14 protein-coding genes are annotated in these 16,716 nt (G+C 56.6%); 4 read left to right on the forward strand and 10 right to left on the reverse strand.

The genetic code is table 11. The features are described from left to right. Positions 1 to 31 precede the first annotated feature (31 nt). Genes cutD through PGH32_RS15110 form a run of 3 tightly spaced genes read left to right on the forward strand, consistent with a single transcriptional unit; the run spans position 32 to position 1,769 of the window. Positions 32 to 979 (forward strand): choline TMA-lyase-activating enzyme, encoded by a 948-nt coding sequence (cutD, locus tag PGH32_RS15100; protein ID WP_314417836.1) that lies wholly within the window; start codon positions 32 to 34, stop codon positions 977 to 979. A 34-nt stretch (positions 980 to 1,013) separates the two neighbouring features. Continuing rightward, positions 1,014 to 1,427: a DMT family transporter gene (locus tag PGH32_RS15105; protein ID WP_314417834.1), complete on the forward strand. Its 414-nt coding sequence runs from the start codon at positions 1,014 to 1,016 to the stop codon at positions 1,425 to 1,427. A gap of 12 nt (positions 1,428 to 1,439) precedes the next feature. Continuing rightward, positions 1,440 to 1,769, forward strand: a complete 330-nt coding sequence (locus PGH32_RS15110; RefSeq protein ID WP_337894447.1) for a DMT family transporter — start codon at positions 1,440 to 1,442, stop codon at positions 1,767 to 1,769. 115 nt (positions 1,770 to 1,884) lie between these two features. Here the strand turns inward: PGH32_RS15110 and PGH32_RS15115 are convergent, their stop codons facing one another. From PGH32_RS15115 to PGH32_RS15135, 5 genes are all read right to left on the reverse strand, one after another. Further along, complete coding sequence (locus PGH32_RS15115) at positions 1,885 to 2,442, reverse strand: UPF0149 family protein (RefSeq protein WP_314417830.1); 558 nt, start codon at positions 2,440 to 2,442, stop codon at positions 1,885 to 1,887. A 152-nt stretch (positions 2,443 to 2,594) separates the two neighbouring features. Next, entirely contained in the window at positions 2,595 to 2,897 is a 303-nt protein-coding gene (locus tag PGH32_RS15120; RefSeq protein ID WP_337894448.1) for a DNA-binding protein, read from the reverse strand. Between the two features lie 37 nt (positions 2,898 to 2,934). Continuing rightward, on the reverse strand, positions 2,935 to 3,399 hold the full coding sequence (locus PGH32_RS15125) for a PTS sugar transporter subunit IIA (RefSeq protein WP_337894449.1): 465 nt from the start codon (positions 3,397 to 3,399) through the stop codon (positions 2,935 to 2,937). After that, a complete protein-coding gene (locus tag PGH32_RS15130; protein WP_337894450.1) occupies positions 3,389 to 4,771 on the reverse strand; it encodes a PTS galactitol transporter subunit IIC in 1,383 nt (460 codons plus the stop codon). Before PGH32_RS15130 ends, PGH32_RS15125 begins: the two co-directional genes overlap by 11 nt. Before the next feature lie 17 nt (positions 4,772 to 4,788). Further along, positions 4,789 to 5,070 (reverse strand): PTS galactitol transporter subunit IIB, encoded by a 282-nt coding sequence (locus PGH32_RS15135; RefSeq protein WP_337894451.1) that lies wholly within the window; start codon positions 5,068 to 5,070, stop codon positions 4,789 to 4,791. A 234-nt stretch (positions 5,071 to 5,304) separates the two neighbouring features. Between PGH32_RS15135 and PGH32_RS15140 the strand changes: the two genes are divergently transcribed. After that, entirely contained in the window at positions 5,305 to 6,615 is a 1,311-nt protein-coding gene (locus tag PGH32_RS15140) for an MFS transporter (RefSeq protein WP_337894452.1), read from the forward strand. Between the two features lie 1,260 nt (positions 6,616 to 7,875). Here PGH32_RS15140 and PGH32_RS15145 read toward each other — a convergent pair. From PGH32_RS15145 to PGH32_RS15165, 5 genes are all read right to left on the reverse strand, one after another. Next, on the reverse strand, positions 7,876 to 10,098 hold the full coding sequence (locus PGH32_RS15145) for a TonB-dependent receptor domain-containing protein (RefSeq protein ID WP_337894453.1): 2,223 nt from the start codon (positions 10,096 to 10,098) through the stop codon (positions 7,876 to 7,878). Continuing rightward, positions 10,095 to 12,215, reverse strand: a complete 2,121-nt coding sequence (locus tag PGH32_RS15150; protein WP_337894454.1) for a S9 family peptidase — start codon at positions 12,213 to 12,215, stop codon at positions 10,095 to 10,097. Before PGH32_RS15150 ends, PGH32_RS15145 begins: the two co-directional genes overlap by 4 nt. Before the next feature lie 18 nt (positions 12,216 to 12,233). Continuing rightward, a complete protein-coding gene (locus PGH32_RS15155; RefSeq protein ID WP_337894455.1) occupies positions 12,234 to 13,034 on the reverse strand; it encodes an energy transducer TonB family protein in 801 nt (266 codons plus the stop codon). Further along, positions 13,034 to 13,909 carry a ChaN family lipoprotein gene (locus tag PGH32_RS15160; RefSeq protein ID WP_337894456.1) on the reverse strand — a complete coding sequence of 292 codons (876 nt, stop codon included), beginning with the start codon at positions 13,907 to 13,909 and terminating at the stop codon, positions 13,034 to 13,036. Before PGH32_RS15160 ends, PGH32_RS15155 begins: the two co-directional genes overlap by 1 nt. A 203-nt stretch (positions 13,910 to 14,112) precedes the next feature. Next, the gene (locus PGH32_RS15165; protein ID WP_337894457.1) at positions 14,113 to 16,713 is read right to left on the reverse strand and encodes an insulinase family protein; all 2,601 of its coding nucleotides are present in this window, start codon (positions 16,711 to 16,713) and stop codon (positions 14,113 to 14,115) included. Between the last annotated feature and the right edge of the window lie 3 nt (positions 16,714 to 16,716).

A 16,716-nucleotide genomic window follows, 5' to 3' on the forward strand; every position in this document is an offset into this window, starting at 1 on the left:
AGGGACGTTCATATTGATTCATGAGGTCGAGATGGTCACCACAAAGGAACTAACCGGGCGGATCTTCAACATCCAGAAATATTCGATTTACGATGGAGACGGTATTCGTACGCTGATTTTTTTCAAAGGCTGTAATATCCGCTGCCCATGGTGCTCAAACCCGGAAGGTCTGAACAGCAATTTTCAGGTTATGTACTCTCATGACAAGTGCATAGACTGTGGGGACTGCGTCAGCGTGTGCCCTTCCGGCACCCACTATCGGGCAAATATTAATGGTCATATGAAGCATATGATCAACAGGGAAGCCGACTGCAGCGGCTGTCGAAAATGCGCTGAAATCTGCACCCGTAATGCCATCGAAATCGTTGGCAAAGATTATACCGTCAGTGAACTGATGGATGTCATCATGCAGGACTACTTTTTCTACACCTCCTCGGGCGGAGGCGTCACTATCGGCGGTGGCGAGATGAGCCTGCAAACGGATTTCGCCGTGGCGCTATTTAGCGAATGCAAAAAGGTGATGATCAATACGGCGGTAGAAACGCAGGGAACCACGCCGCTGGAGAATTACAAAAAGCTGGCAGCCGTTACGGACACGTTTTTATTCGACCTGAAAGAGATGGACAGTGCCAACCATAAGGCGCTGTTCGGCATGGGCAACGAGCGCGTTAAGCGAAATCTGGAATGGCTGGTTGATTCAGGATCGACGGTGGTCATCCGCATTCCTTTGGTACGCGGATATAATGACTCTGAAGAATCAGTGGTCTCCGCAATTAATTACGTTAAGGATCTTTCTCGTCGAGGGAACATTCGAAGAATCGATATTCTCCCCTATCATCAGCTGGGGAAAAACAAATATCAAAAACTAGACATGATATATCCGATGAACGATGACCCAACCTTTACCCATGAAGAATTAAACCATATGGAATCCAGATTTAAAAACTTTGATTTTGATATTCGTTTAGTCAGACATTAACCCTTGTATTAAAATATCATTCAGGAGTTTACCCATGTCTTCCAGAAAAAAATGCTGGCTATGGCTGCTGCTGGTCATCGTCTCCGAAACTTCCGCCACCTCAACGTTAAAAATGTTTGATAACAGCGAAGGATTAACAAAAACGCTGCTGCTGGGACTTATCATCGTGCTCTATTGTATATGCTACTACTCTCTTTCACGGGCGGTAAGAGATATTCCCGTCGGCCTGGCCTATGCCACCTGGTCCGGGACCGGTATCTTAACGGTTTCAACCCTGGGTATGATTTTTTACGGTCAGCATCCTGATACTGCGGCAATTATTGGCATGTTAGTTATCGCCAGCGGCATCATTATTATGAATTTATTTTCCCGAATGGGCAGTGAAGACAGCGAAGAAACAACTGTTCAGCCAGCGGAACTCTCGAACAAAAGTTCGCCAACGCATTAAGAGGAAATGAAAATGGCTAATGTGGGATTTTTATGGCTGGCATTATCGATTTGCTCCGAAATCACCGGAACATCCATGATTAAAAAAACCTATGGATTCAGTAAATTTGCCCCTTCCGCCCTGGTTATTGTGGCCTATGCCGTCTGCTATTTTGCTTTAACCCGAGCCATGAGTACGATTCCTGTCGGCGTCGCTTATTCACTCTGGTGTGGTTTTGGTATTGTTGGCGTTACGCTGTGCTCGATGATTTTATATAAACAACGACCTGACCTGCCGGCCATATTTGCCATGCTGCTGATTATTTCAGGCGGGGTTATTATGAATGCGTTTTCAACGATGTAATCACAGCAATTGATACATTCAAACTTCCTGATTAAAAGCACATGAATTTAATAGAATGGCGGCGCAATGAAGTTTATTTCATCCGTTGCGCAGCCATAATAAATTCGTCGTTAAATCAGTGCAGAGGATGCTTCGTATAAAGGCTTATCGCGGCGGGGCGGATAGCTTCAACGCTGATTTCATACTCTTCAACGGTGAGTTTCTCCAGGCGTTCAACGTTTTCTTCACGGCCATGCAGCGCGATAATCAGCAGGGCAGGCTCCTGTGAGGCAGAAAGCGAAGACCAGTCGCCCAGATCGACACCTTTCATGTAGCCAAAGCACCACTCTTCTACCACGGTGTAGTCTTCGTCGTTGACGGTATTGATACCGAACAGCGGTTCGAACTGCTCCGGATAGCCGCTCAGGCGGTCGACGATGTCATTCATATGCTGGGAAAGCAGATCGTGAAAACGACGGAATTCCTCTTCAGACTCCCATTCAGGCATCTGGTCTTCACCGCCCCATATCGCCGGCAGCCATTCACCGGGTGGAACCTGTACCGGCGCGGAAACAATCGCCGTCAGCATCCCGTCCAGCTCGGAGGCATCGACCAGCGAATCTTCCGTCGAATATTTCATTAATACATCGTCCAGCCATTCCAGCTGCTCTTCCGTCAGGGGGCCCTGTTGCATAACGTTACCTCTCTCCACATAACATTTTCACCAGCCGCGCCGGTGAGTATGGGGGTATTCTGGTTGCCAGTGCAGAAAAAAGCTATCCTGACCGCAAAAAATGCCTCATGCGCGGAGAACGCAGCAGGCCGTTTTCTGTGCCGAACGTTGAGCTATTCGTGAGTTTTCTTGATAGTGGTCATTTCATATTGTCCCGTCGGATCCATCGACTCCATGGCTTTTTTTAATTCAGCCAGCGCGAACTTCAGGGCGGCAACCTCTTCTTTTAGCGCCTGCACCTCCTCCGTGGTGGTCACGGCGCCACCACGGGGAAATGCATTGAGCACATCAGACTCGTTAAAAACCCTGACCTGACGGTTATTTATCGTATCAAGCTGATATTTTAAACGGCCGCTATTGATAGCGTTATATACCGTCTTTCGGCTGACCAAAAACCGTTCAACGATATCACTCACTCTTAGTCTCGTTTCACTCACGGGCTGCTGTTCACCTTTAAATTTCGCCCTCTGTATGCATCGCCTGCGTAAAAAACCTGGCAACTTCTGCCGAAGAGAGCCGCACTAACTTTTTGACCGTCTCTTCATCGCCGAGAAACTGAAAAAGCGATTGTATCAACGTCACTTTTTCTCTGTCAGGTGCAATCGCCATCATCACAATGATTGTCGGTACAATAACCTGTTCAGGCTCGTCTGTTCGGTGGAATTCCACCATGCCATGATTAAGCGTTATTGTAAAACCAGTGCGAATGACATGTTCAAACTCCGCGTGTGGAATCGCAATACTGTGGGTTTCCATGTCAATTCCCGTGGGATATTCAGCCTCACGAAGGATAACGCTGTGGCTAAAATCGTCCTTAACAAATCCCTCATCGAACAGGGCACGGGCCATGCGTTGCAAAAGAGACTCGCGGCTTTCACCCGGCATGCTGACCAGCACCCGGTTTTCACTAAACATCATGACTGTTCTCCCCGGTCAGAGCGGCATTATTCTGTTCAAACTGGCGATCTTCCTCCATCAGCCTTTTTCTGTTCCACAGCACCAGGCAGAAGGTCACTATCGACAGCCCGGCCACACCCACCACTTTTAACCAGAATGCCTGAATAATTACCCAGGGCAGCATGGCACCGGCGTAATCGATACTGGATATACTGTTTGCCCCATTAGGCAGAGCGAAACCGGTGCTCACCGCCGTGCTGGTGACAATCGGTGCCAGGCTGGTTCCAATCAGTAGTGCGATCGTTAATGTCACTAAAGCGGTCAGCAGTGTACGAAACATGTCGCCACGGCAGACTGCCGTCACCAACACAAAGGCAAAAGGCAGCCCGGTTAATGAGGCAAACGGAAGGAACTCATTGCCTGGAACCACGGCAGCCAACAGCAGCATGACCGGGATCATCAACATGGAGACAGAAAGCGTGACCGGATGACCAACGCTGACTGCGGAGTCCAGACCGATAGCAATACGACCAAACGATCCCGCGCGGGCCTGCGCAATCTCCTGGATACGCTCGCTGATGGGATAAACACCTTCCATCAGCATCTTCGCCATGCGGGGAATAATCGTCATGACGGCGGCCATCGTGACGGCGGTTTGCAGAATATCCTTTACGCTGGCATTGGCGATAATCGCCAGGATAGCCCCGATAATCGCCCCCAGCGAAGCCGGGTCGCCCAGTATTGACAGATTTTTTTGGATAGACTCCGTATCAATACGAATATCCCGCACCTTTGGAATACGATCGACAATTTTACACACCAGCCAGGCAACGGGAACAAATGAAACTGAAAAGCCATGCGGCACGGCGATGGAAGGTAAATTAAGATGTTTTTCTACATCATCTACCGTTCTGTCGGCAATCACCATGGTGATAATACAGTTTACAGAGGCGGCGAATATGCCCCATCCCAGACTGCCGGTAATAATTGCCACTAACGACCCGGTAAAAGCGTGATGCCAGAGATTCCAGATATCAACGTTTAATACTCGGGTGGTGCGCGTATAAAGCATCAGTATATTGATTGCCACGCACACCGGGATCACCAGTGCACCGACGCGTGTTCCCATGGCGACCGCAGCCGCAGCGGGCCATCCCACATCAATCACCGTGAGCTTTAAACCGAAACGCCCGACGATGGCGTGACTGATCGGGGTCAATGCATCAATCATCAGGTTAACGGTAATGCTCAGCCCGATAAAACCAATGCCCACCATTAAGCCCGCTTTAATTGCACGGCTAAAGGGAAGGCGCAGCAGCAGACCAAAAATAATAAATATCAGGGGCATCATGACCGATGCCCCCATATTGACGATGTAATCAATTACAAACATGGCTCCGCTCCACCGTATTAGTTTGCGTTAATGAATTCTTTAATACTGGCGAAAACTTTATCTGTCCCTATTCCGGTTAATAATGGCAGCGCATTTACGACCGGAACGGAGACGGCAACGGGTGACGTTGAAACAATAAAGTCCACATCGTCTCGTGTTTTAGCCTCGGCAACGGTTCCCTGTGAAATACGAACCCGATCCTTGAGGCCTGAAGAATCCAGAAAAGCTTCAATCTTTTTCAGCGCTACGGTACTGGTCGCTACGCCTGCACCACAACAAATCATCATGTGTTTCATCATCGATCTCCCTGTATTGGTGAGTCGGATTAAAACACAGCTGAAAAACGCGATGTGTGATCTATGTGTAATTTTACACACTGAATACACAGTGTCAGTTTAACCGGCATTCCTGTCCTCTCTGAAGCCCCCCTGGCTTATTTTTCAAATGATAATAATTATCAGCAAAATCCAACTCTGTTAGACTCTGTTCGCTTTCTATCCCACTATTTTTCGTTAAGGTCCCCGGAGAGAACCATGACAGATGCTGATATGCATCCGGCTGTCCAGCCAGCTACGCAAACGATTGCGGCATACCGTAAAATCACCTGGCGACTCATTCCTTTTTTGTGCCTGTGCTATCTCGCGGCCTATCTGGACCGCATCAATATCGGCCTGGCCAAACTGCAAATGGCCAACGATCTCCAGCTCAGTGAAACCGCGTTTGGCCTGGGAGCCGGGTTATTTTTCGTCGGGTACATTCTGTTTGAAGTACCGAGCAACCTGATCCTGCAGCGCGTCGGGGCCAGCGTATGGATTGCCCGCATTATGATCAGCTGGGGGCTGCTCTCCGCCGCCACGCTGATGGTGCAAACCCCCGCGCAGTTCTACGCCCTGCGATTCTTCCTCGGCGTCGCGGAGGCCGGATTCCTGCCCGGCGTGCTCTTCTATCTGACCCGTTGGTATCCTTCCTGGCGACGCGGCCGCATTATTGCCCTGTTCATGATTGGCCTGCCGCTATCAAGCCTGATTGGCGCACCGCTGTCGGGCTGGATCATGACTCACTTTGACCAGCTGCACGGCCTGCGGGGCTGGCAGTGGATGTTCCTGCTGGAGGGATTGCCCAGCGTTTTACTCGGTCTGCTGACGCTGTGGGTGCTGCCGAACAGCGTGGCGCAGGCTGGCTGGCTCAGCCGTGAGGAAAAAGCATGCGTTCAACGGGAGCTGGATATTGATGAACGCGAGGGGCGCGAGAGTAAACATCGCCTGCGCGACGGGCTGCTGAATATCCGCGTGCTGATGCTCGGCGGCATCGATTTTTCTATTCTGCTCAGTGCCTACGCGATGGGGTTCTGGCTACCGACGTTAATTAAGCAGGCCGGAGTGACCAGTATCAGCCATATCGGTTATCTGACCGCCATACCCAGCCTGGCGGCACTGGTGGGGATGCTGCTGATTGGCTACAGTTCGGACCGCATGCGCGAGCGCCGCTGGCATATTATCGTGCCGTTTATTATCGGCGCGGGCGCGATGGCGGCCAGTACGTTTGCCGGGCACAGCGTGCTGGCCACGGTGCTGCTGTTTTCGCTGGCGCAGGCGATGATTATTGGTGCCGTGCCGGTGTTCTTTAGTCTGCCCGCGACGTTCCTGAAGGGTACTGCGGCGGCGGCAGGGTTTGCGCTGGCCTGTTCGGTGGCCAATATTGCCGGGCTGGTGAGTAATTCGATTATGGGTCTGGCGTTAGATCTGACCGGCAGCAGCAGCGGTGCGATGTGGTTTTTTGCGGTGTGTCTGCTGCTGAGTTCGCTGCTGGTGGTGGCACTGCCGGCGAAGCTGGTGAATCGTTAAGGATAGTGGGACGGAGTGAGCGCTGGCGGGTTGTGCCCCCGTTCGGGCTGGTCCTCGCGCCGCTTTGCGGTGCCTTCACTTCGTTCGTCAGCCTGACGGACCGGCTGAAACGGATGCCTGCAGAATCTGGAGCTAGCGCTGGCGGGTTGTGCCCCCGTTCGGGCTGGTCCTCGCGCCGCTTTGCGGTGCCTTCACTTCGTTCGTCAGCCTGACGGACCGGCACAGACGCGCGTCCTGCGCGGCTGTGCCTTTCGCCTGCGTCCTTGCAGGCGAATCCTGGCTTCCTCTCTCCGCTCAGCGCTGCGGATTGCCCGAACGGGGGCACAACCAGCCTGCTTTCTGACTTCCGGGTGGTCTGAGAAACCAAGCAGATCCTCACTGTTTCCGTTCAGCGCTGTAGATTGCACGACTGGGGGCACAACCAGCCTAGTTTCTGACTTCCGGGTGGCCAGAGAAACCAAGCAGATCTTCACTGTTTCCACTCAGCGCTGCGGATTGCCCGCTCGGGGAATAACTATCCCGTTTCTTACAGCAGTTTTGTCTGCCAGTTAAAAATCTCTCCATAGCAACTCAATACGACCGCTTAGATCTCATTTTGAGGTGTGATGCGACCTGGATTAGTCGATATTGCTTCAGAAAAGCTCCATCTGTTTCGGTATTCGGACCAGGTTCAGGAAACGGGTGTTTAGCATTAAAGAACTTACAAATATGCGACTCCTAAAACCATCGTTACAGCAGTTCGCAGTTCAGCAGGCAGTCAGGCAGTCAGGCAGTTAAAAGCGCACACAGAGTTTAAAGGAGGCCAGCCTCTGCGGCTGCCGGGTAATCCGCAGCGCTGAGGTGGAAGCTACGGGCCAGGAGACGCCAACAGGACGTTGGCGTCAGGCCTGGCGCGGGCAGGACGCCCGCTCCGGGCCGGTCCGGAAGGCACGAAGCTGTAACTGAAGGCATCGCGCATAGCGCGACGCGAGGACCGCCCGGCAGCCGCAGAGGCTGGCCTCCGAACACCGGACTACCCGCGAAAAACCGTCCCCATACACGACATCGATGCTGGAAGAATCGACCACAGCGCGACGCGAGGACCATCCGGCAGCCGCAGAAGCTGGCCTCCGAACATCGGACTACCCGCGAAAAACAGTCCCCATGCACGACATCGATGCTGGAAGAATCGACCACAGCGCGACGCGAGGACCATCCGGCAGCCGCAGAGGCTGGCCTCCGAACACCGGACTACCCGCGAAGAAGCTAACGCCTAACCCGTCAGAAACGGAACTCCCCACCGAACACCCATGTACGACCACGCGCAGTCGTATTCACCGACACGCCCTCGGCCGCCGTGCTCAAATCCTGGTTCATGCGGTTCAGTGCTTCCGCATAATCCCTGTTCTGCACGTTCTGCACCGTCAGGCGCAGCTGCAAATTATCGGTTACCTGATAGCTGCTGTAGAGATCGATAATCGTTGGGATCTTCGGCATGCTGTGCTTAGTCACTACGGTAGCATCTTCTGAATTCCACCAGTCAGGATCGAGGCGCTTCGACCTGCCGGTATATTTAATCAGGCTACCGATAGTCAGCTTCTCATCCAGCAGGCGCACCCCCAGATCGGCGGTAATATAGCGGCGCGGCAGATCGGCCAGATCGTCGTAAGCAAACAGATTTGAGGTACTGGCAATCGAGGTCGGCTGGTTGGTGTACTGCTCGCTGTAGGACAGATTCAGATAGGCGAGGCCCGCATCATAGTTCGCCTCCAGCTCGTAGCCCCGCGACTGCACCGGCGAGAGTGAATTAACGTAGACGTTGGCGTTAAAACCGGCCTCTGAATTATCAATATCCTTGCACAGCGAACCGTCGTAGCACAGGAAGAACGTTTCGCTGGTGATGTAGTCTTTGGTGCGGGTCTGATAAACCAGCGCCTTCAGCATCAGCTTATCTTTCTCCACCACCAGCCCTTCCAGATTCACGTTGGTCCCCAGCTGCCAGGTCTCCGCTTTTTCCGGCTTGAGGAACGGGTTCATTGACGCGCCGCCCTCGTTAGCAAAGAACACTTCCTGCACGTTTGGCGCGCGGGACGAGTGGCTGTAACTGACAAACGGCTGCAGCCACGGCGTGACCTGAGCAGAGAGCATGACCGACGGGTTGAAGGCTTTATCGTCAAGATCCAGCTCCGACTCGCCCTGCGGGAAGCATTTTTCATTATCGGCGCAGGCAGGCTTGCGGCCATTAACCTTGCTGCGGGTGTAGTTCAGGTTCAGATCGAGCTGGTAGATGTCTTTGTTGATCGTCAGTCCGGTATAGAGCGACTCGATCTTCTGTTTACCGGCCGGGGCAAACGCATTGCGATCGGTGTCATTCCACTGCTTAAACTGGCGGGTGTAATCGGTTTTCATCACCTTGCTGCCCAGCAGGAAGGTGAAATCATAATCATCCAGCGAGAAGCGGCTGGTGTTACTTAAATCTACCGCGTTGGACTTATTGGTGCTGGAAGAGCTGCGGAAATTAGAAAACGCATTCGGTACGAAGTTCTGGTTGGAACGGCTGCTGCTGAGCAACAGGTTCACACCCACCAGCTCGGAGAGCGGATTAAACTTATAGCGCAGCGAGTAGTCGTCGCTGGTGATATCACGGCGGGTGAAGGTGTTGCTGTAGTTGCGCCCGTTAAACTCAAACTTGTTGTAGCGGTCCGGGCTGAAATCCAGCTTGTACAGCTGCGACTGTGGGTTCTGCTTCATAAAGTCGGTGTCGTCACCGATAAAGTCTCTGCTGCTCTCCCCCGCGCCGTTTTTATAGGTGGCATAGGTGGTGGTGCCACTCATCCCCACCAGCGCGCCGAGCTGGCCGCCGTTACCGAACTCTTCAGTCTTGCCGGCTACCGACACCATGCCGCTGCGGCCCATACCGTTATCGCCCACTGAGAAGCGGCTCAGCACGCCCACCTGACGGCCTTCCTGCACCACATCGTCCACGCCGATAGTGCGGATGCCGGCGCTGCCCATCAGGGCGTTAACCCCCTGCGAACCGGCGCTGTTGCCGCGAGTGATATCAATCCCGGCAATAAAGTTAGGGTCGATCAGCACGGAGGCGGCACTGTTGCTGCCGCCGTGATAGTTGGTCGGTGCCATGCCGTAAAAGGTCTGCGTCACGCCATCAACCATGGTGTTAACGCGCCCCAGCCCGCTCATCCCACGAATGTTAACGCTCACCCCGCTCTGCAGCGGATCAAGCTGGGTGAAGGTGCCGGGAATACCGCGCAGGGTATTGTCCAGGCTTTGCAGCTTTTTATCGGCCGACCGCGAGCTGACCGCGCCGGGGGTGGAGAAGGTTTCGGCCGATGACCCCACATCATCGGCCTGCTTTTTATGATTGCTGTCCGACACGCTGAGCGTGGAGAAGACGGTGCTTCCCTTTTCCCCTTCGGCGGTGGCAACGGCAGGTATAACAAGGCAACTGGCTAACGCGAGGTTAGCAAAAGAGTAATATTTCAACGCGGTGCTCCTGGTGTCTGGCTATTTTTGTTATCAAGGTGAATCAAGAAACTGAATGCCTGCGCGGAGTCTTCAAGGCGGGAGTAGCGCCCTGCGTGGCCGCCGTGGCCCGCCTGCATATTGGTGGTCAGCAGGATTTTTGAGGCAGGATGGCGATTAACGGTGCGCAGGCGCGCGACGTATTTGGCGGCTTCCCAGTAGGGAACGCGCGAGTCGTACAGCCCGCTGGTCACCAGCATATTCGGATAGGCGCGAGGGCTGAGGTTATCGTAAGGGCTCCAGGCCTTGATCTGCCGGTAAGCGAGCGGATCGTTAGGATTACCCCACTCCTCATATTCCTGCTGAGTGAGCGGCAGCGTCTTGTCCAGCATGCTGTTCAGCACGTCGACAAACGGCACCTGCAGCACCACCGCCTTAAACAGATCCGGCGCCTGGTTTACCGCTGCGGCCAGCAGCAGGCCTCCGGCGCTGCCGCCCATGCCGTAAAGCCGCTCGGGGCTGCCGTAGCCCTGCTTAACCAGCCCACGGGAGGCGTCGATAAAGTCATTGAAGCTGTTCGGCTTATGCTCTTTTTTACCGTTGAGATACCAGTTAACTCCCTTCTCGCCGCCGCCGCGCACGTGAACCAGTGCGAAGACAAACCCGCGATCCAACAGGCTGACGCGCGGCGCACTGAAGGCCGCATCCAGACTGATGCCGTAGGCACCGTAGCCGTAGGTCAGCAGCGGATTTTCCCCTTTACGGAACAGATCCTTGCGATAAACCAGCGACACCGGGATCGATTCGCCGTCGCGCGCGGGCAGGTTAACAAACTCGCTGCGGTACAGGCTTAAATCAACGCCCGGCACCTGTTTCTGATGGACCAGCCGCTGCTGGCCGTCGTTGAGATCCCACTGGTAATAGCCCAGCGGCTTATCCAGCGAGGAGTAGAGGTAGTTGAAAGTGGTGGCTGCCGCATCGCCGTTGCTGCCGGGGCGCGCCATATAGCTGTTATCGGGGAAGGTCAGATCATGCCACTGCCCGTCGGCCAGGGTCAGTCTGGCAAAATGGGTCTGCCCGTCGCTGCGCCGGGCAATTACCAGCCAGCGGTCGAAGAGGAAGAAGTTCTCCAGTTCGCGGTCCGGCTGGGGTGCCACAACGGTATGCCATTTCTCCTCAGGGTAGCCGAAAGCGTAAAGGCCAAAGTTCTTATCCCAGATGTTACTGCGCGCGTAGAACTGGCCCTTGTTGTGGTCAACGTAATACTCCTGCCCTTTCACTCTGGCGCGGATGGTCTTCGGTTCGGCCTGCGGAACGCTAAGCGACAGCACCCGGGCTTCCGACGTGTCGTTGCCGCTCAGGGTGATAATCAGATATTCGCCGGAAGACGAACGTGAAATACCGGTGTAGAGACTGTCATCGTCTTCCTGGTAGACCTGACGATCCGGCGCACCGGAGCCGAGCATATGCTGCATCACCCGATACGGCGTCAGCGTCTGAGGGTGGTTCAGCACGTAAAAAATCGCGCTGCCGTCGCGGCTGAAGACCATATCGCCGGAGGTCTCTGCAAGGGTATCAGGCAGCCAGCGCTGCTGCTGCATATCCAGAATCGCAATTTGGTTCTGCCCCTCGCCGCGCGTGTCTTCGGCGATAGCGAGATAGCGGTTATCTTCGCTGACGGCATAGCGAGAGATGGCGTAATACGCATGTCCCTGGCTGCGCTGGTTCGCGTCTACCACCGGCTGCCACTCGCCGTCGCCCTGCTTACGCATCAGCAGCGGGTAATCGGCTCCCTCAGGGAAACGGCTCTGATAGGTGTAACCGTGGTTCTGCCAGGGCTGGGAGTAGTTATCCTGCGCCTGCCGTGCGCTCATCTCTTTGTAGAGCTGGCGGGTCAGCGGCTGCCACGCTTTGCCGATTGCGGCGGTGTACTGGTTTTCAGCGTTGAGGTAATCCAGCACCGCTTTATTTTTTCGCGTGGTGTCGCGCAGCCAGTGGTAATTATCCTGGCGACTGTCGTCGTGCGTCACATCGGTAAACGGTTTGCTTTGTGCAACCGGCGCAGCCGGCTGATTTTCGGCAATAGCTACGTGTGCGATCGACAGGACGCCGATCGCCAGACCCCAAAGGCGATTCATTTTTTAACAGACTCTCAATCAGTTTTTATTTTTTAAGGAAAAACTTATCGGCATGGTTACCGTATACCTTCCTGCCACCAGCAGTTCGGCGGGCGGCGGCGGCAGCGGACTGGCGCGCTCCAGCATTGCCAGCGCCTCGCGGTCGAGGGCAATGGTGCCGGAAGAGCGGTCCAGCCTGCTGCCGCTAATCTCGCCACCGGCGCTGACGGTAAAGGTCACCGTTGCCACCCCTTCCCGCTCGCGGCGGCGTGCCTCGGTCGGGAACTGCTTCACCCGGTTGAGTATGCCCATAGCCAGCCCCTCCCAGCTCAGCCGCACCCGGTCCATCTGTTCGGAATTACTCTCCACCGGCGCAGCGGTTCTGGCCGCCGGCTTCTGGGAAGGCAGCGGCGCAGCCCGGCTGTTCAGGGTAGCGTTACCCTCTACCGCCTGCTGGTTCAGCCGATTTTCTTTATGCACGTTCTGCTTTTTCACCGGCTTCGGTAGCGGTGTTTTCGGTTTTTTCAGCGCCAGTTCGCCGTCATCGGCGGTCACCGCGCGATGCGTTTCCGTCTTCTCCGGGGTCACCTGCGCGCGGGAGGCCTCAACCCGTCGCTGCTGGTTAACACCAATCGGCATATCCAGCGGCACCTTTTCGGTTTGAACTTCCGGCGCAAACTCCAGCATCACCGCAGGGGGAGAGTTAACGGTGACGTGCTGCTTTTCGAAGGTGACGATCGCCAGCAGGGCAATAATGCCGTGTGCCGCCATGCTGAGCAGCGTTCCCCGCCCCCACGGCTGCGGAACCTGCCGGGCTTCGCTGTGGAACATCGTACTCATTACTGACCCGACGCCGGGATATACCAGACATAGTCAGCCTGATCGGGCGTTACTTCGGTGCCGCTGGCCGCCAGAATCAGCACCTGCGGGCGCGGTGCGTTGAGATCCTGCAAATGCAGCGGCACGCCAAGACTTTTCGCCGCGTGGTAGCCACCGGCAATCAGCAGCGCCGGGCGCGACGCATTCATCAGCTGCTGCGCCATAAAGCGGTCGCGATTCTGCTGAACCGACAGCATCGATTTCAGCTGCTCCGGCGCCATTTTTCCGCCGTGCATGGCCATAATCACCGAAGCCAGCGTATTACGGACTTCGGGCTGAGACGCGTGCTCACCGGCCGGGAACTGCGGATCGGCATAGAATGCCTCAACCTGCGAACGGCTGAGGTTAGCGGCCAGCAGCGGAGCCTGACCGTGCAGCGCGGACATCACCACGCCGCGATAAAGCGGCCACGGCCAGCCGGTGCGCCACTGCAGCAGCTCCTGAATGCGCTGCTCGCGAATATACGGATCGGATTTCAGTCCTTTCTGCAGCTCGCTGACCGCAGCCTGCTGGTCGTTATTGATCATCTCCATCAGCACGCTGCCCTGCGGGCGCTTCTTTGCCAGCTGCTCAATCAACCACTGTTCGGCCTGGTGATGCCGCGCGTCGCTGTGCTCTTCGCCAACGATCACCATTTGCGCCGTGCTGAGCGCATCCAGCAGCGCCTGCGGCGTCAGTGTACGCGAGGTATCCAGCGCCTTAATCGTTGAGGCTGACGCAAACTCAGAAACAGACGCCGCCTGCGGCGAAGCCGTTTTAGGCTGCTGGCAGGCGGTCACTAATGAGGCAAGAGAGAGCAGCAGCACGCTAGCGGCTAATTTTGTTTTCATCATCATTGATATAACGTTGTGCCAGTCTTCTTCGCGAAGACTCCCCAGAAAAGCCACGGCGCGGCGAAAATGAGACATTATTCTTTTTGATAATGAATATCAATATTACTATCATTCTTATTACTAATTTTTAGCGTTTGCCTGCAAAAAATTAGCATCAGTGCTAGCAATGATGATTACAGGAAGGGTCTCGCGGGTGACGTCGGGGTTCAGACGGTGGCGTTTTTCCGGTTGCTCACCCGCCAGCCGTGCTGACGCTGCTGCAAAAGCTGCTGATGGTGATACTGCAGATCGGCCAGCGAGAGCTGCTCTACCGCCTCCGCCGTCAGCGCAGGGGCCGGATCCTGCTGCTGCAGCCACCGCTCGCGGCTGGCCGTCAGCGGATCGTCAGTATGGGGATTGAGTGAATCCAGCAGAACCCGACGATGTTCCGCCAGCTGCTCCGCCGTAATGGTTGAAAGTGATGTCGCCATCCGCTGTAAAAATGCCTCAATCGCCTGCCACAGCTCATCATGTCCGAGCGCTGGCGACTGCAGACAGAACAGAATCCCCGACTGCCCGGCCACCTGCCATAACCGGCAGCTGACCACGTAACCGATATTCTGCTCCACTCTGAGCTGCTGGAAAAACGCGGGCTGGAAGATCAGCGCCAGGCATCGCCACGCGGCCACGGCCTGCGGGGTCATCGCGGTTATCGGGCAGAACAGCACGACGGCGGCATCCCGGCTGTCGGTGGCAACGGTATATTCCCGCTGCGGTAGAGGCAGCGTGCGCGGTGCCTCAGCCGGCGGATTAACCGCGCCGGGGAAGCGCGAAAGCTGCATGCCGATGTGCTGATGCAGATCGCGACTGCCGCCATACAGGCTCGCCTGCCAGGGCATGGCGGGCAGCGGCGATGCGGGCAGCGAACGGCTGTCGTTCTGCCACAGCGACGGCAGGGCGGCAATCAACGCACGCGCGGCAATATCGCCCTGCTGTGCGCGCTGCTGCCGCTGATATTCCCGCTCACCCTGCGCAATCGCTGCGGCGGGCAACGCGGCCAGCCGCGCCGTCAGCGAGGAAAGCGTCCCCGTCATCAGCTCGGGAGAGCCGCTCAGCTGGATCAGCCACAGCCCCTGATAACACTTTATCGTCAGCTCACCGCCGCCGTGGGCGCAGCTCCCGGCCAGCGCCCGCAGCGCGGCCTGCATAATCTGTCCCCAGGGCAGCGGCACCGCTGCCGCCGGGCTGAGCAGCAGCACCGCCTGCCCGCCATCGGGATCGTGATGCGGCAGCGGCAGCGCAGCGGCAGGGCTTTCAGCAGCGATTAGCGGCTGCGGGTGCGGGAAGAAATTCAGCACGGGCATAACAGCGGGCAGTGCTGGCTTATCGAACCGACGCGCCGCCAGAGGCAGGCTGAATCCCTGCCCGGTGATTTGTTTATCGCCTGGACCTCGTGACTCAGTTCCCTGCTCGCCGCTGCGCAGCCGGGTCAGATTTTCCGCTACCAGCTGCGCCAGAAGCGGCTGCCAGCGCAGCGGCCACGCTTCCGGCGGCGCAAAGCCAAACGCCCGCTCGCGTAGCCGGTCCATCACCGGCAGCCGGTTAAACTCCCGCACCGCCAGCGCCGCATAGTGCTGGAGCTGCCCGTCGCTCAGCCCCGCCAGCCGCCGCAGCCAGTGATGCAACAGCCCTTCCGCCACTGCCGCGTGCTGCGGTTCGACCAGCGTCAGCTCAATGCTCAGCACCTGCTGCTCCGCGCTGATGTAGGGCCGCAGCACGCGCAGTTCGTCGCACAGCCCTTCGGCCCGCAGCGCGGCCATCAGGCTGCCTTCGGCCTCATCGCACAGCAGCTGGCGCAGCAGGGTCAGCTCCTCGCTGAAGTCCCCACTCAGCAGGAAGGAGAGCCGCAGCCGTTCGCCGTCCGGGCGCTGCAAGACATAGTCCCGCTGCACTGTCAGTTCCAGCAGCGGAATGCGAACGTTTGAAATTTGCGCGGGTAAAGCGGTCGTTGATGGCACCGTCTGGCTCCGCGGCATCGGCGGCGAATCGGTCTGAACGGGCTGTGAAGATAGCGCGGGTAACGAGGTCGCTGGCAGCGGAACAGGTCGTGATGCAGTATGCGGCAGCGGAGCCGGAGATGGCGATGATGCCGCAGTCTGTTCCGATGATATCTCCGCCAGAGCTTCATCCGCAAAACGCAGCCCGGCCCGTTCCGCCAGCCGCCACAGCTCATCAGCAGACTGCGGGCCATGGAGCCACAGCGTGGTATTCGCGCCGTGATAAGCCCGCCGGTGAAAGTGCCGCAGCGCCTCGCGCAGCGCCACCGGGTCCGTGCCGAAATGCACCTCGTCCCCGACATGGAACCGCTGCCACGGATGGGCAGCAAATGCCGCGCTCAGCGCCGCGTCCGCCAGCGTGTCCTGATGGCCGCTCAGCAGACGATACTCCGCATCAATCGCCGCCGTTTCCTGGCGGATGGCGCTTTCCGCCAGCAGCGGGGCCACCAGCATATCGGTCAGCCGCGAAAGCCCGTTCGCCAGCAGCGCAGGCGGGCACTCAAAGAAGAAGGCCGTGCTGTCAGCCAGGGTGGTGGCATTCAGCCGCCCGCCCTGCGCCTGCATCCACATCATCAGGCGCTCGTCATCCTGAAAAGCGGCGCTACCGGCAAACAGCACGTGCTCCAGCAGATGGGCCAGCCCGGGCCAGGCAGCGGGCTCGTGCAGGCTGCCAACGCCAACCTGAACCAGCGCCGAGGCGCAGCGGGCCTGCGAGTCCGTAATAATGCGGACCTGAAGACCATTGCTGAGCTGGCGCGGGTGAACCGTCATCGG

The sequence above is a fragment of the Erwinia sp. SLM-02 genome, assembly GCF_037450285.1.
Classification (GTDB): domain Bacteria; phylum Pseudomonadota; class Gammaproteobacteria; order Enterobacterales; family Enterobacteriaceae; genus Erwinia.